Raw genomic sequence first — 24,528 nt, 5'->3', positions numbered from 1 at the left:
ACTAATACTGAAAAAGAGAGTGGCAAAATTTCTCTACCTCTTTAAAGAAAAAAAGTTATAACAGCTTTCTGTTATAACTTTTTTCTTATGCTAATAGGTTTTTATAACGTTATAGAATGTATCTCTTTCAACGGGCTTTTTGTTCGCTCCTTTTATAAGGTGCGTAAGCTCGCTTCGAGTCAACCCTTGTGAGGTCAAGGCACCAGCTGAATGAGAAATTCGCTCTTCAATTAGTGTTCCGTGAATATCAGAGCTTCCGAACGTTAATGCCATTTGTGTAAGTTGTGGACCGATATTAATCCAATACGCTTTAATATGATCAAAGTTATCAAGCATTAAGCGGCTAATCGCAATTGTTCTTAAATCATCATAAGCAGATGTGCGGCGCTTTAATCCGGCGTTTACACTTTTTGGCTGCATTGCTAATGGGATAAAGACCATATAGCCATTTGTTCGATCTTGTAATTGACGAAGGCGATCCATATGGATTAAGCGCTCTTCTTTAGATTCAATTGATCCATAAAGCATTGTTGCATGCGTTTTTAACCCTAATCCATGAGCAATTTCATGCGCTTCTAACCATTGGTCCGTGGAAGCTTTCTCTGGACTCATTTTTGCACGATAGTTTTCAGTAAGAATTTCAGCACCACCACCAGGTATTGTATCTAGACCAGCTTTGATGAGTTCTTCTAAAACTTCTTTCATAGAAAGACCAGAAATTCTGGAGAAAAATTCAATTTCAGCACCTGTATAGGCCTTCACCGTACACTGTGGGTAATGTTTCTTTAAGACACGAACAGTGTTTAAGTAATATTCAAAAGGTACTTCGTGGTTATGTCCACCAACGATATGGAACTCTCTAATGTTGTCATTCCAACGATCAGATACGTACTTGAGAAGTGCTTCCTCATCCATTGTGTAAGCACCTTCTTCACCCGGCTTACGTTTAAATCCACAAAATGCGCAGCTTGCTTCACAAACGTTCGTAGGATTAATGTACATATTTTCAATAAAATAAACGTTATCCCCATTTTTTTGCTCGTTTACTTGATTGGCTAATTGAGCTACAGTAAGTAAGTCAGGCGTGTCATATAGCTTAAGGCCATCTTCAATTGTAAGACGTTCTCCGTTTATTACTTTGTCTTTAATATCTTCTAAACTTTGATCTAAAAGTACGATGCTCATTGATTTCCCTCCATTAAAAATAAAAACTATAAAAATGAGTACATGTAAAATATTTATAGAAAGCGTAGTAAGGCTTTTTCGGATTGCGAAACTCTTATTCTATCTTAACATCATTTTTAGGACAGTGACAAATGGTTGTTATTAGGAATAGTACATTTATATAGTAATAATAATAAAAAATATAAGGAAGCTCCAGTTCTAGGTGTTGATTCCTTGAAGACTGTAGTTTGAAACGATATACTAATAATACATCCGAAGTAAAATAAAGGGGTGAAACATGATGATTAACATTACAGAAGCAGCAGCTTCTCAAATTAAAACAATGATGGAAGAAGAAGGAGAGGCTAAATACCTCAGAGTTGGAGTAAAGGGTGGAGGCTGCAGCGGACTTTCTTATGGAATGGGCTTCGAAACAGAAGTAACTGATAAAGATGAAACTTTTGTAAAACATGGTATTCAAGTTGTTGTAGATAACGAAAGTGCACCGATGCTAAAGGATGTTCAAATTGATTATAAACAAAACATGATGGGCGGCGGATTTACGATTGATAATCCTAACGCCATCGCATCTTGTGGTTGTGGATCTTCTTTTAGAACAGCAACTAATGCTGGCACACCGGAAGATTGCTAAATATTCATATAAACAGGCTCACCATTCGAGGAAAGCCTGTTTTTTTCTCATTTATTACCACTTCTTTCTTCTAAAAAAACCTAGCGAATATATCGCTAGGTTTAAATCTTAAAACAAACTAGTACTATGTCCAGGATGAGCTTTTGCATTAGGGTCTACGTAAGATTTAGCACTGCTGACTGCAATTGGTGCTTCTCCAAATCCAGTAGCAATTAATTTAACTTTTCCGTCGTATGTAGCAATATCCCCAGCTGCATAAACGCCTTCGATGTTTGTTTCCATTTTAGAATTGACAACAATGGAATTTTTCTCGATTTCCAAGCCCCACTCTTTAATTGGACCAAGGTTAGAAATGAAACCAAAGTTTACAATTAGCGTGTCGATATCAATTGTTTCAGTTGTATCTCCATTTTTTTCTTGAATATCAACAGAAGTAATCTTATCTCCATTGCCGTGTAATTTAGTAATCACATAAGGTGTCTTAATACCAATTTTTTGAGAACCTGTTAATTGCTCCACACTGTGCTCATGTGCGCGGAATTTATTTCTTCTATGAACGATTGTAATTTCTTCTGCAATATCTTCAAGCATAAGCGTCCAATCAACTGCAGAATCACCACCACCAGATAAAAGAACCCGGTCTCCAGCGAATTTGTTTAAGTCATTAACAAAATAGTGTAAGTTTTTACCTTCGTACTCCTCAGCACCTTCAACCTCTAAACGTCTTGGTTGGAAAGCACCAACACCCGCAGTGATAATAACTGTTTTTGTGTAATGCTTTTCTTTCGTTGTTGTTAATGTAAAGATGTTATCGTCACCTTTTTCAACTTTATCAACTGATTGTTCTAAAACAACAGTTGGTTCAAATTGATTTGCTTGTTTCCACAATTCATCAACTAACTCTTGTGCACGGACTTTTGGAAATCCCGCTACGTCATAAATGTACTTTTCAGGGTATAAAGCAGATAATTGCCCACCAAGTTGAGGCATAGATTCTATAATTTTCACCTTCATCTGTCTCATCCCACCATAAAATGCAGTAAAGAGACCAACTGGTCCGCCCCCGATAATCGTTACGTCATAAACTTCTCTTTCTGTCGTCAAACCTCGCACCTCCAAAAATAACTTCATTCTTCTTTGTACAATATTATTTATTATAAATGCAAATTCTATATAATAAAAGGAAAAGCAGTTTTTGCATTTTTAATATTAGATATTTTAGAAAATTTAATCTATATATTACATGATGTTAGATTATATGTAAATTATAAATTTTAACCATTATTTTCTCTAAAAAAGTAAAAAAATGTTGTTCTAGTTCATAAAATGTTCAAAAAGAGGTTGAAAAAAGTGTAACTTACTAATAAGATGATATAGGAAGTATTTTAGTTTATTCTCTTTCGAAATAGTGGAAACTCAAATCGATTATGAATAGATATGTATTACTTTTCACGTTTTTGTACGTGAAAAATATCACAATCTATTGTCGGTATGGAAAAAAACACATGCTTGACATTTTGTTGAGTAGGGAAAAATGACAAATAAGAATTAAAATAATTGGAGTGAGAATGATGAATAAAAAGCCTAAAATAGTCATTTTAGGAGCGGGTTACGGTGGAATGATGACAGCATCAAGATTACAAAAGGCAAATGCATATCAAGATGCAGAAATTACTTTAGTAAATAAGCATAATTATCATTATCAAACGACTTGGTTACACGAGCCAGCAGCAGGTACGTTACACCATGATCGTACAAGAATGCTGATTGATAGTGTTATCGATACAAATAAAATTAACTTTGTTAAAGATGCTGTCAGTGAAATAAAAACAGATGAGAAAAAGGTTATTCTTGAAAATGGTGAATTAGAGTACGACTATTTAGTTGTTGGCTTAGGATCAGAGCCAGAGACGTTCGGTATTCCCGGTGTTAACGAACATGCATTTTCGATCCGCAGCGTTAACTCTGTTCGCTTAATTCGTGAACATATTGAATATATGTTTGCAAATTACAATAAAGAGGAAGAAAAACATGATGATTACCTACATTTTGTAGTAGCTGGTGCTGGGTTTACTGGTATTGAATTTGTTGGTGAATTATCAGAGCGTGTTCCTGAATTATGTGCAGAATATGATATTGCCCGTGAGAAAGTTAAAATTTATTCTGTAGAAGCTGCGCCAACTGCATTACCTGGTTTTGACGAAGATCTTGTCACTTATGCAATGAATTTATTAGAAGATCGTGGAGTCGAATTCCTCATTAATACACCGATAGAAGAAGTGACTGCCGAAGGCGTAAAGTTAAAAGGCGGAGAAGAGATTAAGTCTCGAACTGTAGTTTGGACTACTGGAGTTAGAGGAAGTTCAATTCTAGATAAATCTGGATTTGAAACAATGCGTGGCCGTATTAAAGTAGAAAAAGATTTAAGAGCACCAGGTCACGATGATATTTTTGTTATAGGTGATTGTGCATTAATTATTAACGAAGAAATTAATCGTCCTTACCCTCCAACAGCACAAATTGCTATTCAACAAGCGCTGACATGTGCTAAAAATTTGAAGGCATTATTAGCTGGAAGTGAGAAATTACAGGAGTTTAAGCCTGACATTAAAGGTACAGTTGCTTCACTTGGTGGTAAAGAGGCAATCGGTTTAGTTGGTTCTAAAAAACTGTTTGGCACTACAGCATCTGCAATGAAAAAAGTAATTGATAACAAATATTTATATCAACTAGGTGGCATGCCTTTAGTGCTTAAAAAAGGAAAATTTAATGTTTTTTAAAATAAAATAAATGAGAAAGCCTTAAAAGGAATGGATCCTTTTAGGGCTTTCTTTTGGTGGAAATATATTACTCAATACTGCTCTTGAAACGGTGATTTTCTGAGGATAGGTTGCCATCTTCCCTTGAGGTAGGGGAAAGAAGTGTGAAGGTAAGATGGGGCGTTGCCATCTCCCTTGAGCGAAGAAAAATAAGTGTGAAGGTAAGATGGAGCGCGCCAACTACCCTTAAGTGAAGAAAAAGAAGTGTGAAGGTAAGATCGAGCGAGCGCCATACACTTTTACAATAAAAATAGTAAAGAAATGACGCTGTCCTACTCCCTAAATTCTTCAAACAGAAACCTTTTATTTATGTAATATTTTTTAACATAGTGTATTTTGAAGGAAAGGGATTATGTATACGTTTTCACTAACGTTTTTGCCATTTTTTACTTCTTTTCAAAAATGATATTAACTGGTATATTATCAGAAAGTTCAGATTAATGTTTAGGAGGAGTAATAATGGCTCTTAAAGATAAAAAACTAAATTCGAAGGATTGTCCATATTGTGTAGGGAAAGGCTATTTTCAACTATTATTAGGTGGTTCTGAAACGTGTATGAGTTGTGAAGGGTCTGGTCAAAAAAGGTGAATTGTTAAAATATACCATTCTGATATTAAAAGGAGACCATATATAAAGGGTGCTCCTTTTTATTTTCCTACTTTTCATGTACAAGTTTGTTGACGTTCTCTACATAATTAAGTAAACTTATCTTTGATCTTATGGAGGTGGAAAACACCAATGCTAAGTTTACCGCAATTAATTATAGCAATCGTACTTTATTTTGTTCTTTTCTTTGGAATAGGTTTTATTTTAAATATGTTACTTAGATCTACTTGGACGATGGCAATCATTTATCCAATCGTTATCTTTTTCATTGTAGATAACTCTGGTTTCTTTTCTTATTTTACTCGCCCTGGTGAAGTGTTTCCGATATTTTGGAATGACTTAATTGCATTAAAAAGTGCAGACGTCGTAATATTAATTTCGGGGATGGTTGGTGCAGTTTTATCAGGTATTGCAATTCGAATGTTAAGAGTTCGTGGGTACCAAATGTTTTAATTAATACGGCCTCATTTTACAGAGCATCATCTGTAAAATGAGGTTTTTTACGACATAATAAATTAGAATGTAGAAATTAAGTGGTATCGGGAGGGTTACTCTACTATAAAGATAGTGGCAATTTTTTCATCACTTATTTTAAAAGAAAAGACTATAAGTTTCGGCATTGGCGCCACTCGCCGTGCACCACTATAAGAAATCGACTTATAGTAGGGCGGCTCCGCCAATTGCTTAGAAGGATTCGACCTTCTGTATCACAATCAATTTTGTCTCTTTGTAAAAGATAACGCTACACCGAATTTATAGAACTCACATTATACCTTTGCCCCCCATTTTGCCCTTTGGAAAAATACACCAAATTAGTTTTCTCCAATATAATTTGTATAATTCTTCTCTCACTTGGAAAACATGTCAAGGTGAGAGGAGTGGAAACGAAATGATTCGCTTTCAAAAGCCAATGAAGCATATGTTATTTACAATATTACTTCTTGGTGCTTTACTTACGACATTTATGAGTATCTCAAATGTAAGTGCTGAACAGTTAAAAGAATGGATAAATGAGGAGCCGTTTTGGGTACGTGAAAATATTAGTCTAGAGGCAGGGAATTTAAGTCTACGTAAATCTGGACTAGAAACGAGATATTTACCTTTAGAGGTTAAAAAGTATGATAGGTATATTATGTCACATGAAGTAATTGAAGGAACACCTCTTACTCTTGAGGATTCGCAGGATTGGTCTGTTTATCCTTCGATTGAGGTTGTTGCAACAGGATACACTGCTGGTCCAGAATCAACAGGTAAAACTGAAGGGCATCCTCTTTATGGTATTACATTTTCAGGGGTGAAGGTAAAACGTGACATATACTCCACTGTTGCTGCTGATCCGAGTGTTTTCCCAATAGGAACAATACTTTTTATTCCAGGATACGGGTATGGTGTTGTGGCTGATACTGGTTCAGCGATTAAGGGAAACAAAATTGATCTGTATTATGAAACAGTAGATGAAGTTTTTGAGGAGTGGGGTAAAAAGTCTGTAGAAGTTTATATTATTGAAGAAGGTAATGGTCATTTAAGTGAAGAGGAATTAATCGACTTGAATGAAGATGAGGCAGTTCAAGTTTTTCGAAGACAAATGTCTTTTGTTGATGCTTCTTAAATGAGTTGAAATCAAGAGTTTGCTAATACCTTATAAGTTATTACAGTGTTCTGCAGTCACTTGAAAGTCTAATATCACTGCGCGCCTTTTATTACTCTTCGAAATATGGTCAATGATAGTTCTGTTTATAGCTTAGAAGACAACTCACTTCTATTAAAAAGCAGTTGGCAAATACGCCAACTGTTTTACTTTATCCGATATTAGACTTGGCAATTTCGTGACACGAGATTAGATCAAGTGGATGATTTACCTTTTAGCAATGTGTGTAAATATACCTTCTTTCTGTAATATATGGATCCCCTTCTTAAAAAGAAGATTCAAAAGAGGACACTGAAAAAGTACAAAACAACTTTTTCAGTGTCCTTAATTCAAAACACATCATCATCGCTTCTCTGCTAATAAAAGACCCAATACTTATCCTTCACGCAAACTACATATTAGGTTTTTCCTTATGATAAGAAAACTAGGAAGTGGAATTTTTCCGATGTGGGTACACTAGAGTGAAGATAACTCATTAGTACTTTTAGAGATAGATACAATGAATTCCTGCTATAAAAAAAACGTTTTTAACAGATACGTGAAGCTGTTAAAAACGTTTTTACTATTTAATATAGAATCGCATGTATGATTAATGTCAGTATAATTCCTAATAAACCACCAAAAAAAACTTCGATAGGTTGATGCCCTAATAGTTCTTTTAATTCTTTTCTTTTTTCTTGTTCTTCTTTCTTTGGCCATGTCTTCATTTCTTCCACTAACTTATTAAAGTCAGTCACTAACCGATTTAATACGGTAGCTTGTTCACCTGCATGACGTCTAACGCCAGTAGCATCAAACATAACGATGATACCGAAAATGGCTGATATTGCAAAAAGAGGAGAACCGACACCTTCTTCTAAGGCTATTGCGGTAGATAATGCAGTAACTGCTCCTGAATGTGAGCTAGGCATACCACCAGTACTAGTAAGTAGTGACCAGTCAAACCTTTTCGTAGCTAAGTATTGTAATGGAACTTTAATAAATTGCGCAAAACCAATTGTAAACAGGGCAACCCATAAAGGGAAGTTTGTTAAATAATCCATATCATAATTATCCTTTCTATGTAGTCTTGCAGTTTGTGTATACCCTATTTTTATAGCAAATATGTCACATAATCATTTTTTGTATCGTTCATTATAACATATATATATTTAATAAAATGATAAAAATCTCAGTGAAATACTGTCTAGTAGTATATATTGTACACAATTTTATAGAATATCCAAAATTAAAGTAAAAGGATCTTTTAACTGACAAGCGAGGAAAAAATGAGTATATTTTTTATACTATTTTAATAATATGTAAAATATATTGTTTATTCTTAGTGATGGACGGGTAATACATATTTCGTAAGGCGCTTTTGAGTATATGCTATTATCCAAGAGGTGATGGAAGTATTTTTCCAAGCATACTAAGTTATTTTACTTCAGTCAATAATATTTACAAATAATCAGCTTATATAGCGATGTATGCCTTTTGTGAAATCATCTCTATTGATATATGCTATTTAATAGCCAATTGAATTCAAAAAAGTAGAACGAATATATTTACCGTCTATTTTTATAATTAGGACAATTATTGCATACTAAACATTTACAATAATAAAGCCGAGTAAACACGGTGGAAAACTAGGTATATTCCATTACGAGAGGAGGGGTACACACTTGAATGTGATAAAGTGGTTTGACAATTTACTTATAAAATTTGAAAAATTAGTGCTGAGCTGGGCGATCATTATTATTGCAGTTATGACTTTCGGTAATGTTATTTATCGTCAGATTACAGATCGAAGCTGGGGATTTGCCCAAGAAGTAAGTGAAATAGCAATTATTATGGCAACCTTTTTTGGCATAAGTTACGCAGCGAGGTATGGACGCCACATCAGCATGTCTGCATTTTTTGATATGGCACCAAAGAGGGTGAAGAAGTTTTTGTCAATTTTTAATCCTTTAGTAACAGCGCTTATACTATTTACATTATGTTATTTTGCCTATGAATATATGATGCATCCTCTAAATCAAGTGAGAACAACAAGTGCTATGGAAATTCCGTATTGGATTATGTTAATGCCAATAGTAATTGGCTTTTTCTTAGGCGGTATTCAATTCTTAAGAAATATGTGGGTGAATATTACGAATGAAGAAGTTTACTTAGCACAGGAAAAGAAGGATTATGATGAACAATAAAAATTGTATTGAAAGGATTATATCATGTGGATATTCATAGTTGTAATGGTACTTTTACTCATCATGGGTTTCCCAATGATGATCCCCTTAATAGCAGGGGCATTGGTTTTAGTTATCTTTTTCTTGCCGAATATTGATCCTTACATTATTATTCAGCAGATGAGAACAGGGATTGTTCCTTATTCCTTACTTGCAGTTCCGTTATTTATATTTGCTGCTGATATTATGGCAACTGGGAAAACCTCGAAACGATTAGTCGATTTTGTTGGAGCTTTTGTTGGCCATTTACGTGGTGGTTATGCAATAACAACTGCAGCAGCTTGTACATTGTTTGGTTCTATTTCTGGTTCAACACAAGCTACAGTAGTAGCAGTTGGTACACCGATGAGGCAAAGATTATTAAAGGTTGGTTATAAAGATTCGAGTGCAATTGCATTAATTATTAATTCTAGTGACATCGCTCTTCTAATCCCACCGAGTATTGGTATGATCATTTACGCGCTAGTAGCAGATGGCGCTTCTGTCGGTGATTTATTTATCGCAGGTATTGGTCCTGGTATTTTAATATTCTTATTCTTTGCCACATACGCAGTTATTCATGCAAAAATATTTAATATTCCTAAAATAGACAAGGCACCTTGGTCCGAAAGATTCCAGGTCGGTAAAAAAGCGCTTCTACCATTAGGGTTTCCTATCGTTATCGTTGGTGGTATTTACGGTGGGTATTTTACACCTACAGAAGCAGCAGGGATATCTGTCCTTTATGCACTTATATTAGAAGTATTCGTCTATCGATCTATTAAGATTACTAATTTACCAAAAATAGCTTTATCTAGTGGTCTCGTGACATCTGCTGTATTTATATTAGTGGCAGCTGGGCAAGCATTTTCAGTTGCGATGAACAGAGCGAGGATACCGCATACATTAACTGATGCAGTATTAGGTCCAGACCCATCCGCGTTATATGTACTATTTATTGTAGCTATATTTTTCTTTATCGGATGTATGTTTGTCGACCCTATCGTTGTGATTTTAATATTGACACCGATTTTTGCGCCTGTTGCGACAGCAGCTGGTGTCGATCCTGTCCATTTAGGGGTTGTAATCACCTTCCAAGCAGCATTAGGATCAGCTACACCTCCGTTTGGAGTCGACATATTTACCGCGAGTGCTGTATTTAATAAATCATATTTAGATGTTATTAGGGGTACACCACCTTACATTGTCATGTTAGTAATAGTAGCTATACTAGTTATTCTATTTGAGGATATATCTCTATTCTTACTGCAATGGCGAGGATAGAGGTTCCTTTCAAATAAAAAATACTTATTATGGGGGTAATTTTAAACATGTTTAAGAAAAAAGGGCTTCTTGTAAGTGCTGTATTAAGTGCAAGCTTGATTTTAGCGGCTTGTGGAGATGATACAGACGAAGTAGATGGAAATGGTGACGCTGGAGAAGAGCCAGATACTACAGAAACTGATGAAAGCGATGAAGATGATACTGCTGATGAAGGTACTGCGACAGAAGCTGAATATCAGTGGGACTTCGTTACTGAAGAAATGCAAGGGGAAGTACAATACGAGTATGCAGCTGAATTTGCTAGACGTCTAGAAGAAAAATCTGATGGCGCTATCGAAATGACAGTTTACGAGTATGGTGGACTAGGTGACGGAGTTGACCAAGCAGAGCAATTAATGATGGGTTCAACTGAGTTTGGTATTGTTTCTCCAGGTTTCACAGGTACAATGGTAGAAGAGGCACAAGTATTTGCCCTTCACTTCCTTTTCCCTGACGATATCGAATTAACACAAGAGATTTTAAATACAAGTGAAGCGTTAAATGTACACCTTCGTGAAAAATATGAAGAGTGGGATATGACACCATTAGCATACTGGACAGAAGGTGCGATGCAATGGACTGGAAGCAGTCCGCTAAGAACACCGGAAGATTTTGATGGCTTCCAAATTAGAGTACAAAACTCTCCATTAATTATTAATTCTTATGAGGCATATGATGCTAGCCCAACACCTATGGATTGGGGAGAGTTATATACCGGCTTGGATCAAGGAGTTGTTGATGGACAAGAAAATCCAATCTTCTTCATCTACTCTGCTGGATTCCATGAAGTTCAAGATCATATGACAATTTCTAATCATAATAACTATGTAGCCATGACAGTTGTAAATACGCAATTCTACAACAGTTTACCAGAAGATATCCAAGCACTAATTGATGAAACAGTAGAAGAAATGCGTGAAGTTGGATTTGCTCTACAAGATGAGCAAAACCAAGAAAACTTAGACCTAATTGAAGAAGAAGGTGGAACTGAAGTATATACACTTTCTGAAGATGAGCGTCAAGCGTTCCGAGATTTAGCAATGCCAATTCGTGACTACTTCCGTGAAAACAACGGTGAAGATGCTGGAAGAATTTTAGATTTACTTGAAGAAGAGATAGAAGCAGCACAATAATAAATACGAAGAAAAACAGCCGCAATAGCGGCTGTTTTTCTTCGTATTTATTACTTCTATTTCAAATGATCTATTTATTTTTGTGACAGCATCTTCTTAAATTCTAATAATCTATGACATTTTGTGAAGGTCATTGACGTAAACATTAGCTGATGATATATTAAGTGAAGTTTTTACTTTAGTAATTTATCATAGTAAAGTAAAGCTATATTACAAGAAAGGGGATTCATCTAATGAATGCAGTGTTAATAGCAGTTTTCGTTATGATCCTTTTAAGTCTGTTGAGAGTTCACGTTGTAGTAGCAATGGTCACTGGTGCCATAGTTGGAGGGATAGTTGCTGGGATTCCATTTACTGAGACTTTAGATGTCTTTGCGTCAGGGTTAGGATCAGGTGCTAGAATCGCACTTAGTTATGCAATGTTAGGAGCATTTGCTGTTGCAATTAGTTATACTGGAATACCAAACTTACTAGTTAAACTTGCTTTAATGATAGTCGGCAAAGAAGGGGATACATTAACAAGAAAACTAGGAAAAGTTCTCATTCTAATCATAATTTTATTTGTTTCTATATCCTCACAAAATCTTGTGCCGATTCATATTGCATTTATACCTATATTAATACCTCCATTATTAAAAGTGTTTAATGCACTGTACATTGACCGTAGGGCTATAGCAACAATCATGACATTTGGTTTAAAAGCACCTTATATTTTATTACCATTTGGATTCGGTTTCATGTTTCATGAGATTATTCAAAACAATATGGCTGATAGTGGCATGACGATTGATATGTCTATGATACCTACAGCACTAGTAATACCGGTAATAGGGATGGTATTAGGTTTGGGATTAGCTGTATTTGTAACATATAGAGGGAAGAGGATATATGAAAATAAACCAATAGGGCAAGAAGAAAAAAATGAATTAGACTTATCATACTCAGTTTCATCTGTAATTATTGGGTTTGTGTCTATTATTAGTGTTTTAATACTGCAATACGTAATACAAGATATGATATTTAGTGCATTAATAGGTATAGCCATTTTATATATTTATTTCGGATTATTACACTTAAAAGGGAAGTTGCAGCTTTCCAAATCTGAAGAGTTGCTTACTAATGGGATGAAATTAATGGCGTATATAGGATTTGTCATGATTGCTGCAGCAGGGTTTGCAGAAGTGATTAGAGAAACTGGACACATTGATTCATTAGTAATGACTATTTCAACTTGGTTAGACGGTAACAAAGCGTTAGCAGCTGCGATGATGCTACTCGTAGGGTTACTAATAACGATGGGAATAGGTTCCTCGTTCTCTACCATTCCGATTATTGCTGTCATCTTTGTTCCTTTAGCAGAAGCAATAGGATTCAGTGCGCTAGCTACAATAGCATTGATTGGTACAGCTGGAGCACTAGGGGATGCAGGATCACCTGCTTCTGATAGTACATTAGGACCGACGGCAGGATTAAATGTTGATGGTCAACATCATCACATTTGGGATACGTGTGTTCCTACTTTTATTCATCTAAATGTACCACTACTCATATTTGGGTGGATTGCAGCGATGGTTCTTTAATTTCTATTCTTTTGTATAATCGCAGATCATTGTAAAAAAACTTTACTGTATTCTCAAAAAAATTGAAACATATTCCCATGATAAATCGTCTATACAATAGAGAATATTGAGAATTAAAGTTGGGGATAAAAATGAGAGATCATACATTTAAGAGGATGTTATTTGGACTTTTTTTAATAATACTAACTGTAATTGTTTATCTTAGCCCAAAAGGGATTAATGAAGAAGAAGTGTATGCCCATATACACGAAGTTGTTTACACTGTTGAGGGACTTTATGGAAGTCATGAAAAAAGTAATGGCAAATTCTATAATAGTCGGATAACGGATATAGAAGATGTGAAAAAGTTGTTAGGGCCATTTATGAATAATCAAGCTACAAATAAAGTGATTAATGAAATATTCGATCTCAAGGATAATCAACTTATCTATAACGATTGTTTTCAAGAATATTTAATAGGTGTTCGAGAAAATCAATTTAGCTCTCATCCGTATGGAGACTTTTATGCTATCATACAAAACTCAATCTTGAATCCAGCTTTAAAACTATTACTTTACGATGAGTTAAGAATTATAGAAGATGGAGAGTATATTATCGCCAAAGGAGATAATATGCTTGTACAATTTTATGATGAAGATAATGGGAGTTATCACTATGAGAGGTTAGGGTATCCACCAAAAGAAGAGATATGTGTAGAGTTTCGTTTCATAAAAGAAAATGGACAATTAGTTCTTATAGATTATGAAATAGAAGGTAATGCGTTTGTTTCCTTATAGTAGGATGATTTAAAATTATATAAAAAGAGAGAGACTCAAAAGGCTGATTGTTACCTATTGAGTCTCCTTTTTGCAATGTAAAGGTGTAGCCATTTCTAGCTAATCAAACCTTCTCGTTGCTATTATGCAGCTGGTGTTTTTTCTATTTTAGTTGTTGTTGAAGAATGTAGAGCATTTTTTATTTTAGGACATAGAATGGCAGTGAAAATTGTTAAAACAATGTCTTTGAGAAAGAATGGAACCATACTAATTGAAGTTGCTATAAGTGTTATATCAGTAACTCCTGATACTAGTTTCAGATGGTAATGTAAATATGGAATACCAATCCCATAATTAATGAACAATCCTACAAAGCAGGCAATTAGATAAGTTAATAATGTAGGTTTTTTTACCTGTTCTACAATATAACCTACAGAAAAAGCAAGAACAATAAAGGAAAGAACAAATCCAAAAGTCGGTGATAATGTTAGCATATGTAACCCGCCTTGCATTTGAGCGAATACAGGCAAACCTATAAGTCCAATCAATGCATACCCGATCATAGCGAAGCTACCAACCTTTTTTCCTAATAACACACCAGCAAGAATGGCGACAACAGTTTGGAAAGTTAAAGGCACCGTTCCTATAGCGATGAATGAAGGTAGGTTTGCACCAATTGCCATTAAAGCGATAAACATAGCGGCTCTCGTTAATTCTCTAACATTAATAAATGTTTTGTTTCTAGTCATAACTTATAACACCCTCCCTAATCGTTAACAATATTTAAAAATCAGTTAACGATAGCTTAAACAATGAAAGTGGATGTTGTCAACGTTTTTTTATTTGAGGTTAACATATATATATAAAGATTATACTATTGATCAACCTTGACTTTATCCTTGTATGGAAAATATAATAATTTGCATAATAATTTTTTTCATAAAATGTATTGCATCTAAAATATTATTGTGATATATTATTAATCGTCGCTAAAACAACTGGAACTTATCTGAGAAAAGTTGTTGACACATATCGGTGGATCTGATATGATATAAAAGTTGCTGTTACGAACTACAATAGCATCATTTGACCTTTGAAAACTAAACAAAAAGCCAAGCGAAGTGGGATAGACACATCAGTCGTATATACGATTGATGAAAGGATATCCCGTCAATAAGATTTAAAAATTAGCCAAAATTTGGCTTGATGTCAGAGACATCGAACTCAACAATTTTTTGGAGAGTTTGATCCTGGCTCAGGACGAACGCTGGCGGCGTGCCTAATACATGCAAGTCGAGCGGATCAAATAAGAGCTTGCTCTTATGAGATCAGCGGCGGACGGGTGAGTAACACGTGGGCAACCTGCCTTACAGACTGGGATAACTCCGGGAAACCGAAGCTAATACCGGATGATCAACGGAACCGCATGGTTCTATTGTAAAAGTTGGGAGTAATCCTAACACTGTGAGATGGGCCCGCGGCGCATTAGCTAGTTGGTGAGGTAATGGCTCACCAAGGCAACGATGCGTAGCCGACCTGAGAGGGTGATCGGCCACACTGGAACTGAGACACGGTCCAGACTCCTACGGGAGGCAGCAGTAGGGAATCATCCGCAATGGGCGAAAGCCTGACGGTGCAACGCCGCGTGAACGATGAAGGTCTTCGGATTGTAAAGTTCTGTTGTTAGGGAAGAACAAGTGCCATTCAAATAGGTTGGCACCTTGACGGTACCTAACCAGAAAGCCCCGGCTAACTACGTGCCAGCAGCCGCGGTAATACGTAGGGGGCAAGCGTTGTCCGGAATTATTGGGCGTAAAGCGCGCGCAGGCGGTCTCTTAAGTCTGATGTGAAAGCCCACGGCTCAACCGTGGAGGGTCATTGGAAACTGGGGGACTTGAGTGTAGGAGAGGAAAGTGGAATTCCACGTGTAGCGGTGAAATGCGTAGATATGTGGAGGAACACCAGTGGCGAAGGCGACTTTCTGGCCTACAACTGACGCTGAGGCGCGAAAGCGTGGGGAGCAAACAGGATTAGATACCCTGGTAGTCCACGCCGTAAACGATGAGTGCTAGGTGTTAGGGGTTTCGATACCCTTAGTGCCGCAGTTAACACATTAAGCACTCCGCCTGGGGAGTACGGCCGCAAGGCTGAAACTCAAAGGAATTGACGGGGGCCCGCACAAGCAGTGGAGCATGTGGTTTAATTCGAAGCAACGCGAAGAACCTTACCAGGTCTTGACATCCTCTGACACTCCTAGAGATAGGACGTTCCCCTTCGGGGGACAGAGTGACAGGTGGTGCATGGTTGTCGTCAGCTCGTGTCGTGAGATGTTGGGTTAAGTCCCGCAACGAGCGCAACCCTTGATCTTAGTTGCCAGCATTCAGTTGGGCACTCTAAGGTGACTGCCGGTGACAAACCGGAGGAAGGTGGGGATGACGTCAAATCATCATGCCCCTTATGACCTGGGCTACACACGTGCTACAATGGGTGGTACAAAGGGCAGCAAAGCCGCGAGGCCGAGCGAATCCCATAAAGCCACTCTCAGTTCGGATTGCAGGCTGCAACTCGCCTGCATGAAGCCGGAATTGCTAGTAATCGCGGATCAGCATGCCGCGGTGAATACGTTCCCGGGCCTTGTACACACCGCCCGTCACACCACGAGAGTTTGTAACACCCGAAGTCGGTGAGGTAACCTTTTGGAGCCAGCCGCCGAAGGTGGGACAGATGATTGGGGTGAAGTCGTAACAAGGTATCCCTACCGGAAGGTGGGGATGGATCACCTCCTTTCTAAGGAGCAGTTATTTTCTACAACAACTGTAGAAACATAAAGCTCATTACTTTCGAACTTCGCTTTGGACTTTTTGTTTAGTTTTGAGAGGTCATACTCTCAAAATAAAGTTGTTGTGCTCGCTGAACGCTAACGCGTATCAGCTCAAAAGACAGCACAACTACTTGATTATCGCACACTTGCGTGGTGCGATTTGTCCTTTGAAAACTAGATAACAAAAACTGATTTAAATGATCACCAGTAGATATCAATAGAAGTCTATTCTTCTAACGAAATCAACTGTGTGTCTTAGTTAAGGCGAATGTAAGACGCCACACTTTTTAGTGGTTAAGCTAGAAAGGGCGCACGGTGAATGCCTTGGCACTAGGAGCCGATGAAGGACGGGACGAACACCGATATGCTTCGGGGAGCTGTAAGTAAGCTTTGATCCGGAGATTTCCGAATGGGGGAACCCACCATCCGTAATGGGATGGTATCCATACCTGAATACATAGGGTATGAGAAGGCAGACCTGGGGAACTGAAACATCTTAGTACCCAGAGGAAGAGAAAGCAAATGCGATTTCCTGAGTAGCGGCGAGCGAAACGGAATTAGCCCAAACCAAGAGGCTTGCCTCTTGGGGTTGTAGGACACTCCACACGGAGTTACAAAGAAACAGCGTAGGTGAAGCGATCTGGAAAGGTCTGCGAGACAAGGTAACAGCCCTGTAGCCGAAATGTTGTTTCCTCCGGAGTGTATCCTGAGTACGGCGGGACACGTGAAACCCCGTCGGAATCCGGGAGGACCATCTCCCAAGGCTAAATACTCCCTAGTGACCGATAGTGAACCAGTACCGTGAGGGAAAGGTGAAAAGCACCCCGGGAGGGGAGTGAAAGAGATCCTGAAACCGTGTGCCTACAAGTAGTTGGAGCCCGTTAATGGGTGACAGCGTGCCTTTTGTAGAATGAACCGGCGAGTTACGATAACGTGCGAGGTTAAGTTGAAGAGACGGAGCCGCAGCGAAAGCGAGTCTGAATAGGGCGCCATAGTACGTTGTTGTAGACCCGAAACCGTGTGATCTACCCATGTCCAGGGTGAAGTCCAGGTAACACTGGATGGAGGCCCGAACCCACGCACGTTGAAAAGTGCGGGGATGAGGTGTGGGTAGGGGTGAAATGCCAATCGAACACGGAAATAGCTGGTTCTCCCCGAAATAGCTTTAGGGCTAGCCTCGAGGTGAGAGTATTGGAGGTAGAGCACTGATTGGACTAGGGGTCCCCACAGGATTACCGAATTCAGTCAAACTCCGAATGCCATTTACTTATCCTCGGGAGTCAGACTGCGAGTGCTAAGATCCGTAGTCAAGAGGGAAACAGCCCAGACCATCAGCTAAGGTCCCAAAGTATACGTTAAGTGGAGAAGGATGTGGAGTTGCTTAGACAACCAGGATGTTGGCTTAGAAGCAGCCACCATTGAAAGAGTGCGTAATAGCTCACTGGTCGAGTGACTCTGCGCCGAAAATGTACCGGGGCTAAACGTATCACCGAAGCTATGGATTGTCCTTACGGACAGTGGTAGGGGAGCGTTCCAAGGGCGTTGAAGCATGACCGGAAGGACATGTGGAGCGCTTGGAAGTGAGAATGCCGGTATGAGTAGCGAAAAGAGGGGTGAGAATCCCCTCCGTCGAAAGCCTAAGGTTTCCTGAGGAAGGCTCGTCCGCTCAGGGTAAGTCGGGACCTAAGCCGAGGCCGAAAGGCGTAGGCGATGGCAAACAGGTTGAAATTCCTGTACCACCACGTCACCGTTTGAGCAACGGGGGGACGCAGGAAGGTAGGGTAAGCGCACTGATGGATATGTGCGTCGAAGCAGTGAGGCTGACAAGTAGGCAAATCCGCTTGTCATAAGGCTGAGCTGTGATCGCGAGGGAAATTATAGTACCGAAGTTCCTGATCCTACACTGCCAAGAAAAGCCTCTAGCGAGGTGACTGGTGCCCGTACCGCAAACCGACACAGGTAGGCGGGAAGAGAATTCTAAGACGCGCGGGAGAACTCTCGTTAAGGAACTCGGCAAAATGACCCCGTAACTTCGGGAGAAGGGGTGCTCTATTAGGGTGTATGCCCGAGAGAGCCGCAGTGAATAGGCCCAAACGACTGTTTATCAAAAACACAGGTCTCTGCCAAGCCGTAAGGCGAAGTATAGGGGCTGACACCTGCCCGGTGCTGGAAGGTTAAGAGGAGGGGTTATCCTTCGGGAGAAGCTCTGAATTGAAGCCCCAGTAAACGGCGGCCGTAACTATAACGGTCCTAAGGTAGCGAAATTCCTTGTCGGGTAAGTTCCGACCCGCACGAAAGGTGCAACGATTTGGGCACTGTCTCAACGAGAGACCCGGTGAAATTATATTACCTGTGAAGATGCAGGTTACCTGCGACAGGACGGAAAGACCCCATGGAGCTTTACTGTAGCTTGATATTGGATTTTGGTACAACTTGTACAGGATAGGTAGGAGCCTTGGAAGCCGGAGCGCTAGCTTCGGTGGAGGCGTCGGTGGGATACTACCCTGGTTGTACTGGAATTCTAACCTCGGTCCGTAATCCGGATCAGGGACAGTGTCAGGTGGGCAGTTTGACTGGGGCGGTCGCCTCCTAAAAAGTAACGGAGGCGCCCAAAGGTTCCCTCAGAATGGTTGGAAATCATTCGTAGAGTGCAAAGGCATAAGGGAGCTTGACTGCGAGACATACAGGTCGAGCAGGGACGAAAGTCGGGCTTAGTGATCCGGCGGCACCGTATGGAAGGGCCGTCGCTCAACGGATAAAAGCTACCCTGGGGATAACAGGCTAATCTCCCCCAAGAGTCCACATCGACGGGGAGGTTTGGCACCTCGATGTCGGCTCATCGCATCCTGGGGCTGAAGTAGGTCCCAAGGGTTGGGCTGTTCGCCCATTAAAGCGGTACGCGAGCTGGGTTCAGAACGTCGTGAGACAGTTCGGTCCCTATCCGTCGCAGGCGTAGGAAATTTGAGAGGAGCTGTCCTTAGTACGAGAGGACCGGGATGGACACACCGCTGGTGTACCAGTTGTTCCGCCAGGAGCATAGCTGGGTAGCTACGTGTGGAAGGGATAAGTGCTGAAAGCATCTAAGCATGAAGCCCCCCTCAAGATGAGATTTCCCATCACGTAAGTGAGTAAGATCCCTCAGAGATGATGAGGTTGATAGGTCTCATGTGGAAGCATGGCGACATGTGAAGCTGAGAGATACTAATCGATCGAGGGCTTAACCAAACTTTACTAAGACGATCATTTAATCAGAATATGTTATCTAGTTTTGAGAGGATAAACTCTCATAAATAGTCCAGTGACGATAGCGGAGAGGTCACACCCGTTCCCATGCCGAACACGGTAGTTAAGCTCTCCAGCGCCGATGATAGTTGGGGGTTTCCCCCTGTGAAAGTAGGACGTTGCTGGGCATTACGGGGCCTTAGCTCAGCTGGGAGAGCGCCTGCCTTGCACGCAGGAGGTCAGCGGTTCGATCCCGCTAGGCTCCACCATTTTTATAATAAATGTTTAAAACGTGGCGGTGTAGCTCAGCTGGCTAGAGCGTACGGTTCATACCCGTGAGGTCGGGGGTTCGATCCCCTCCGCCGCTACCAATATATTAATACGGAGGAATACCCAAGTCCGGCTGAAGGGATCGGTCTTGAAAACCGACAGGGGTGTCAAAGCCCGCGGGGGTTCGAATCCCTCTTCCTCCGCCATATTAGGTCCCGTGGTGTAGCGGTTAACATGCCTGCCTGTCACGCAGGAGATCGCGGGTTCGATTCCCGTCGGGACCGCCATATTATTTTAATATTTTTCTCTCTAGATGGAGGGGTAGCGAAGTGGCTAAACGCGGCGGACTGTAAATCCGCTCCCTCAGGGTTCGGCGGTTCGAATCCGTCCCCCTCCACCATCTTTTAGGGGCATAGTTTAATGGTAAAACGAAGGTCTCCAAAACCTTTGATGTGGGTTCGATTCCTACTGCCCCTGCCAATTTTGCTTTTTTATAATGGCGGTTGTGGCGAAGTGGTTAACGCACCGGATTGTGGTTCCGGCATTCGTGGGTTCGATTCCCATCAGCCGCCCCATATTTAATAATGGGCTATAGCCAAGCGGTAAGGCAACGGATTTTGATTCCGTCATGCGCAGGTTCGAATCCTGCTAGCCCAGCCATTTTTTGCGGGAGTAGTTCAGTGGTAGAACACCACCTTGCCAAGGTGGGGGTCGCGAGTTCGAATCTCGTCTTCCGCTCCATGAGCGCCCGTAGCTCAATTGGATAGAGCGTCTGACTACGGATCAGAAGGTTAGGGGTTCGACTCCTCTCGGGCGCGCCATTTTTTAGACTAGCTATCAAAAATTTTAATGATTAAAATGCGGGTGTAGTTTAGTGGTAAAACCTCAGCCTTCCAAGCTGATGTCGTGAGTTCGATTCTCATCACCCGCTCCATTTAACAATTAGTATATTGTTTTAATACATTTGGGCCTGTAGCTCAGCTGGTTAGAGCGCACGCCTGATAAGCGTGAGGTCGGTGGTTCGAGTCCACTCAGGCCCACCATTCCACAGTAGCTCAGTTGGTAGAGCAATCGGCTGTTAACCGATCGGTCGTAGGTTCGAGTCCTACCTGTGGAGCCATCTTTGGAGAAGTACCCAAGTGGCTGAAGGGGCGCCCCTGCTAAGGGTGTAGGTCGCGTAAGCGGCGCGAGGGTTCAAATCCCTCCTTCTCCGCCAGTAATACGGAGTTAGGAGTAAAAAAATATCATGGCCCGTTGGTCAAGTGGTTAAGACACCGCCCTTTCACGGCGGTAACACGGGTTCGAATCCCGTACGGGTCACCAACATTTCAATATTCAAAGATTCATTGAATTGAGAGTATCCTGAATAGGAAGATATTCAGTGAATAATCTGCGAGCCATTAGCTCAGTTGGTAGAGCATCTGACTTTTAATCAGAGGGTCGAAGGTTCGAGTCCTTCATGGCTCACCATTTTAAAGAATTATGACTTGTTATACAAGTCTTTTTTTATTTATGTTAATAATAATAACCTATGTAATTTAATAAATCTTGTAGAGAAATTTTATATTAAATAGTAAATCGGGTGTTGTTTGAAAAAAACAATATCCGTTTTTTTTTAGGAAAAGCCAGTCGATTTTAACGAAAAATATTTCGACATTTTTTTATTTAACTATATAAAAAAGTACTATACTATAATAACCTTTTCTATTCGTAATTGTATGTTTAATAGTATAAATTTAATGGGGAATTCAGTTGGTTTATTACTTTATTTATATTGAGCGACAGTTCTCGACAGTATTATTTATTTTATGAATCTAGTAAAAAATTGACAATGTCTATTTTATTTGATAACTTAATACGTGAAATTATGAAAACGTTTTAGTTAATATCGTTTTCGAAAATCTTTAACAAAGAGAGGTGAATAAATCAGTAATGTAAATAAACTATTAAAATAAGGAGGAATTTACTATATGAAAAACAAAAAAGGATTTTTAACAATATTTTTAGTTTTTCTTTTAATTTTTAGTAGTGTAAGTTTCATTAGTGCTGAAAGTGATGGTGATGATTTAGATTCTGAAATTGTTACTGAAGTAGGGCCATCTGTAAAGGTCAACCAAGTAGGATACTTACCGAATATAAATAAAATTGCGATTGTAGTAGATGATAGTGAAGCATCGACGTTTAATGTTATTAATAATGATACTGATGAAATCGTTTACAGTGGAGAGCTTACTGAACCAGTATTTGATGAGCATTCTGGTGATGTAGTAAAGCATGCTGACTTTACTTATGTAACTGAACCAGGTACATATGTTGTTCACGTTCCTGGTGTTGATACTTCTTTCGCTTTTGATATTTCCAATGACGTGTATTATAACTCACTTCTTGAAACGATGAGATCTTACACAACACAACGCTCCGCTACTGCGATAGATGATCCGATTACTGGTATTCAATATGAGGCAGGTCATCTACAAGATCAAGAAGCAATCTTCTATTTCACTGATGAAGAAAATCCTGAACTTACAACAGAAGGCGACACAATTGATGTTAGTGCAGGATGGTATGATGCTGGTGACTATGGATTATATGTAACACCGGGATCAATATCGGTTTCTCAATTGCTATATGCCTATGAATTAAATCCAGAAACATTTTACAGTGGTCAAATGTCATTCCCTGAAGGTGTTTCCGAAGAGGACCGACAAACTGACCTGCCTGATATTTTAATTGAAGCAAAGCATAAATTATTATGGCTAGAAAAAATGCAAAGAGAAGATGGTGTCGTTTATCATAAAGTATCAGGTCTTGAATGGCCAGGTATGGATGTAAAACCAGTAGAAGATACACAAGATCGTTACGTTTTCGGTATGTCAACGTATGGAACAGCAATGTATGGTGCAACAATGGCGATTGCATCAAGACAGTTTAGTGACTATGATCAAGAATTTGCAGATCGTTTACTAGCAAATGCAGAACTCGCTTTTGAATATTTAGAAGCTCATCCTGAACCATATTTCAGAGAAGATGATGGACAAAACGATGGTTCTGGTGCTTATGGAAAACGCGGTACTGATAATGGTGAGAGATTCTGGCTAGCTGCTGAACTATTAAAAACAACAGGGGATAGCAAATATGATGACTACATTCACGAATATGAATTCGACGACACTACTATAGTTGAATTATTTGATGAAGAAGCAGGCATCATTTCATGGGGAAATGGATTACCTTTAGCACAATATGCTTACATCTTAAGTGATAACGCTAATGAAGAGTCTAAAGCTATCGTACAGGATACATTTTTAGCATATGCAGATGATATTCTAGCTCAAATAGAAAGTGATGGATATCGTAATGCTCTTGAATATAGTGAGTATACATGGGCTTCTGCTAAAAATGCAGTTACTAAAGGGAATTACTTGTTATTTGCAAATGAAATACAGCCTAATGATGTTTATATTGATGGTGCATTAGATCAGTTACACTACATCTTAGGGAGAACAGCAACTGGGATGAGCTATTTAACAGGTTCTGGAACAAAAAGTCCTCAACATGTTCACCACAGAATTCGAATGAGTACAGACACGTATATGCCTGGCTTACTAGTTGGTGGACCAAATGGTTTTAATGGGGGAGGAGATCCTGAACAAGCAAGGTTCTTTGACGAAGATGGTGAACTACTCATGCCAATAGCTAAAGCGTATGTCGATCATGATAACTCTTGGTCTACGAATGAATACGCCATTGATTATACAGCACCTGCACTTTTCTCATTAGCTTATTTCTCAAATCCTGAATTTATTTCAGGTGATGAAGAAGATGCCTCAGATAAGTTAGAACAAAAGGTTGCAGAGCTAGAAAGTCAAATTGAAGAACTAAATGAAAGATTACAAGAGTTAGAAAATAATAATGAGATTGATCAATTACAATTAATGGTCGATGAACTTGAAGCTGAGCTTGTAGCACTTTCAGCTCAATATGACGATGTAGAAGCATTGGTTACTATGCTTGAACAACAAGTTGAGAGCTTAAAAGCACAAATTGAAGAACTGATGACAGATGAGGAGTCTACAAGCATCGAAACGGGTGACGAGAAGACTTCTGATAGCGAATTAGAAAATGGGGCAAAATCTGAGGAAGCACTAGAAGTAGCAGATGAAAGTGATTCATCTAATGAAAGCGCTGGGGCTACTTCTGATGAAGATAAAGGTGATCGACTTCCGGATACAGCTACAAGCACCTTCAACTATTTACTATTAGGAACGGTATTATTCATGCTAGGTACTGCAATTTTTCTTCTACAAAGAAGAAAGTTATTAGCTAAATGA

At 39.3% G+C, this 24,528-nt stretch carries 15 protein-coding genes, 16 tRNA genes and 3 rRNA genes; 30 read left to right on the top strand and 4 right to left on the bottom strand.

Features of this window, described 5'->3' with window-relative positions:
- Positions 1 to 90: 90 nt before the first annotated feature.
- Positions 91 to 1,185 carry an aminofutalosine synthase MqnE gene (gene mqnE, locus BCELL_RS16895; protein WP_013489978.1) on the bottom strand — a complete coding sequence of 365 codons (1,095 nt, stop codon included), beginning with the start codon at positions 1,183 to 1,185 and terminating at the stop codon, positions 91 to 93.
- Between the two features lie 280 nt (positions 1,186 to 1,465).
- Here mqnE and BCELL_RS16890 point away from each other — a divergent pair, with 280 nt between their 5' ends.
- Positions 1,466 to 1,816 carry a HesB/IscA family protein gene (locus BCELL_RS16890; protein ID WP_198284024.1) on the top strand — a complete coding sequence of 117 codons (351 nt, stop codon included), beginning with the start codon at positions 1,466 to 1,468 and terminating at the stop codon, positions 1,814 to 1,816.
- 108 nt (positions 1,817 to 1,924) lie between these two features.
- Here BCELL_RS16890 and BCELL_RS16885 read toward each other — a convergent pair whose 3' ends face one another.
- A complete protein-coding gene (locus BCELL_RS16885) occupies positions 1,925 to 2,920 on the bottom strand; it encodes an NAD(P)/FAD-dependent oxidoreductase (RefSeq protein WP_013489976.1) in 996 nt (331 codons plus the stop codon).
- Positions 2,921 to 3,384: 464 nt separating this feature from the next.
- Here BCELL_RS16885 and BCELL_RS16880 point away from each other — a divergent pair, with 464 nt between their 5' ends.
- The 4 genes from BCELL_RS16880 (at position 3,385) to BCELL_RS16870 (ending at position 6,850) form a co-directional block, all read left to right on the top strand.
- Positions 3,385 to 4,596, top strand: a complete 1,212-nt coding sequence (locus BCELL_RS16880; RefSeq protein ID WP_013489975.1) for an NAD(P)/FAD-dependent oxidoreductase — start codon at positions 3,385 to 3,387, stop codon at positions 4,594 to 4,596.
- Positions 4,597 to 5,094: 498 nt separating this feature from the next.
- Positions 5,095 to 5,223, top strand: coding sequence for a YuiA family protein (locus BCELL_RS22930; protein ID WP_013489974.1), 129 nt, complete (start codon positions 5,095 to 5,097; stop codon positions 5,221 to 5,223).
- A gap of 150 nt (positions 5,224 to 5,373) precedes the next feature.
- Positions 5,374 to 5,694, top strand: a complete 321-nt coding sequence (locus tag BCELL_RS16875) for a YuiB family protein (protein ID WP_013489973.1) — start codon at positions 5,374 to 5,376, stop codon at positions 5,692 to 5,694.
- Positions 5,695 to 6,130: 436 nt separating this feature from the next.
- A complete protein-coding gene (locus tag BCELL_RS16870) occupies positions 6,131 to 6,850 on the top strand; it encodes a 3D domain-containing protein (protein ID WP_013489972.1) in 720 nt (239 codons plus the stop codon).
- A gap of 605 nt (positions 6,851 to 7,455) precedes the next feature.
- On the opposite strand, the gene BCELL_RS16865 is transcribed toward BCELL_RS16870, so the two are convergent.
- Entirely contained in the window at positions 7,456 to 7,932 is a 477-nt protein-coding gene (locus BCELL_RS16865) for a divergent PAP2 family protein (protein WP_013489971.1), read from the bottom strand.
- Between the two features lie 627 nt (positions 7,933 to 8,559).
- On the opposite strand from BCELL_RS16865, the gene BCELL_RS16860 reads away from it, so the two are divergent.
- From BCELL_RS16860 to BCELL_RS16840, 5 genes are all read left to right on the top strand, one after another.
- Positions 8,560 to 9,075 (top strand): TRAP transporter small permease, encoded by a 516-nt coding sequence (locus tag BCELL_RS16860; protein ID WP_245547036.1) that lies wholly within the window; start codon positions 8,560 to 8,562, stop codon positions 9,073 to 9,075.
- Between the two features lie 24 nt (positions 9,076 to 9,099).
- Positions 9,100 to 10,377 (top strand): TRAP transporter large permease, encoded by a 1,278-nt coding sequence (locus BCELL_RS16855; RefSeq protein ID WP_013489969.1) that lies wholly within the window; start codon positions 9,100 to 9,102, stop codon positions 10,375 to 10,377.
- 47 nt (positions 10,378 to 10,424) lie between these two features.
- On the top strand, positions 10,425 to 11,549 hold the full coding sequence (locus BCELL_RS16850; RefSeq protein ID WP_013489968.1) for a DctP family TRAP transporter solute-binding subunit: 1,125 nt from the start codon (positions 10,425 to 10,427) through the stop codon (positions 11,547 to 11,549).
- A gap of 233 nt (positions 11,550 to 11,782) precedes the next feature.
- Complete coding sequence (locus BCELL_RS16845; protein ID WP_013489967.1) at positions 11,783 to 13,129, top strand: Na+/H+ antiporter family protein; 1,347 nt, start codon at positions 11,783 to 11,785, stop codon at positions 13,127 to 13,129.
- Between the two features lie 131 nt (positions 13,130 to 13,260).
- On the top strand, positions 13,261 to 13,905 hold the full coding sequence (locus tag BCELL_RS16840) for a hypothetical protein (RefSeq protein WP_013489966.1): 645 nt from the start codon (positions 13,261 to 13,263) through the stop codon (positions 13,903 to 13,905).
- Positions 13,906 to 14,027: 122 nt separating this feature from the next.
- Here the strand turns inward: BCELL_RS16840 and BCELL_RS16835 are convergent, their stop codons facing one another.
- On the bottom strand, positions 14,028 to 14,633 hold the full coding sequence (locus tag BCELL_RS16835) for a biotin transporter BioY (protein WP_013489965.1): 606 nt from the start codon (positions 14,631 to 14,633) through the stop codon (positions 14,028 to 14,030).
- A gap of 483 nt (positions 14,634 to 15,116) precedes the next feature.
- On the opposite strand from BCELL_RS16835, the gene BCELL_RS16830 reads away from it, so the two are divergent.
- The 20 genes from BCELL_RS16830 to BCELL_RS16735 all read left to right on the top strand — a co-directional run bounded on the left by BCELL_RS16830 (position 15,117) and on the right by BCELL_RS16735 (position 24,528).
- Positions 15,117 to 16,671: ribosomal RNA gene (locus BCELL_RS16830) — 16S ribosomal RNA — on the top strand.
- A 326-nt stretch (positions 16,672 to 16,997) separates the two neighbouring features.
- Positions 16,998 to 19,930 (top strand): 23S ribosomal RNA (locus tag BCELL_RS16825).
- Positions 19,931 to 19,999: 69 nt separating this feature from the next.
- Positions 20,000 to 20,115: ribosomal RNA gene (gene rrf, locus BCELL_RS16820) — 5S ribosomal RNA — on the top strand.
- Together the 16S, 23S and 5S rRNA genes with 16 tRNA genes alongside form the textbook arrangement of a ribosomal RNA operon.
- Positions 20,116 to 20,120: 5 nt before the next feature.
- Positions 20,121 to 20,196: transfer RNA gene (locus tag BCELL_RS16815), tRNA-Ala, on the top strand.
- Between the two features lie 25 nt (positions 20,197 to 20,221).
- Positions 20,222 to 20,298: transfer RNA gene (locus BCELL_RS16810), tRNA-Met, on the top strand.
- 12 nt (positions 20,299 to 20,310) lie between these two features.
- A tRNA-Ser gene (locus BCELL_RS16805) sits at positions 20,311 to 20,403 on the top strand.
- A gap of 5 nt (positions 20,404 to 20,408) precedes the next feature.
- Positions 20,409 to 20,484: transfer RNA gene (locus tag BCELL_RS16800), tRNA-Asp, on the top strand.
- Positions 20,485 to 20,512: 28 nt separating this feature from the next.
- Positions 20,513 to 20,597, top strand: a tRNA-Tyr gene (locus tag BCELL_RS16795).
- Between the two features lie 6 nt (positions 20,598 to 20,603).
- Positions 20,604 to 20,677, top strand: a tRNA-Trp gene (locus BCELL_RS16790).
- A 19-nt stretch (positions 20,678 to 20,696) separates the two neighbouring features.
- Positions 20,697 to 20,772, top strand: a tRNA-His gene (locus BCELL_RS16785).
- A gap of 10 nt (positions 20,773 to 20,782) precedes the next feature.
- Positions 20,783 to 20,857: transfer RNA gene (locus tag BCELL_RS16780), tRNA-Gln, on the top strand.
- Positions 20,858 to 20,863: 6 nt separating this feature from the next.
- Positions 20,864 to 20,938, top strand: a tRNA-Gly gene (locus tag BCELL_RS16775).
- Between the two features lie 3 nt (positions 20,939 to 20,941).
- Positions 20,942 to 21,018 (top strand) — tRNA-Arg (locus BCELL_RS16770).
- A gap of 39 nt (positions 21,019 to 21,057) precedes the next feature.
- Positions 21,058 to 21,131 (top strand) — tRNA-Gly (locus tag BCELL_RS16765).
- A 32-nt stretch (positions 21,132 to 21,163) separates the two neighbouring features.
- Positions 21,164 to 21,240 (top strand) — tRNA-Ile (locus BCELL_RS16760).
- A 1-nt stretch (position 21,241) separates the two neighbouring features.
- Positions 21,242 to 21,317 (top strand) — tRNA-Asn (locus BCELL_RS16755).
- 5 nt (positions 21,318 to 21,322) lie between these two features.
- Positions 21,323 to 21,413: transfer RNA gene (locus tag BCELL_RS16750), tRNA-Ser, on the top strand.
- A 32-nt stretch (positions 21,414 to 21,445) separates the two neighbouring features.
- A tRNA-Glu gene (locus BCELL_RS16745) sits at positions 21,446 to 21,520 on the top strand.
- Positions 21,521 to 21,591: 71 nt separating this feature from the next.
- Positions 21,592 to 21,667: transfer RNA gene (locus BCELL_RS16740), tRNA-Lys, on the top strand.
- A gap of 500 nt (positions 21,668 to 22,167) precedes the next feature.
- Positions 22,168 to 24,528 (top strand): glycoside hydrolase family 9 protein, encoded by a 2,361-nt coding sequence (locus tag BCELL_RS16735; RefSeq protein WP_013489964.1) that lies wholly within the window; start codon positions 22,168 to 22,170, stop codon positions 24,526 to 24,528.

Origin of the sequence: Evansella cellulosilytica DSM 2522 (assembly GCF_000177235.2) — a bacterium.
Lineage (GTDB): Bacteria > Bacillota > Bacilli > Bacillales > Salisediminibacteriaceae > Evansella > Evansella cellulosilytica.
This window is presented reverse-complemented; position numbering and strand designations above follow the sequence as displayed.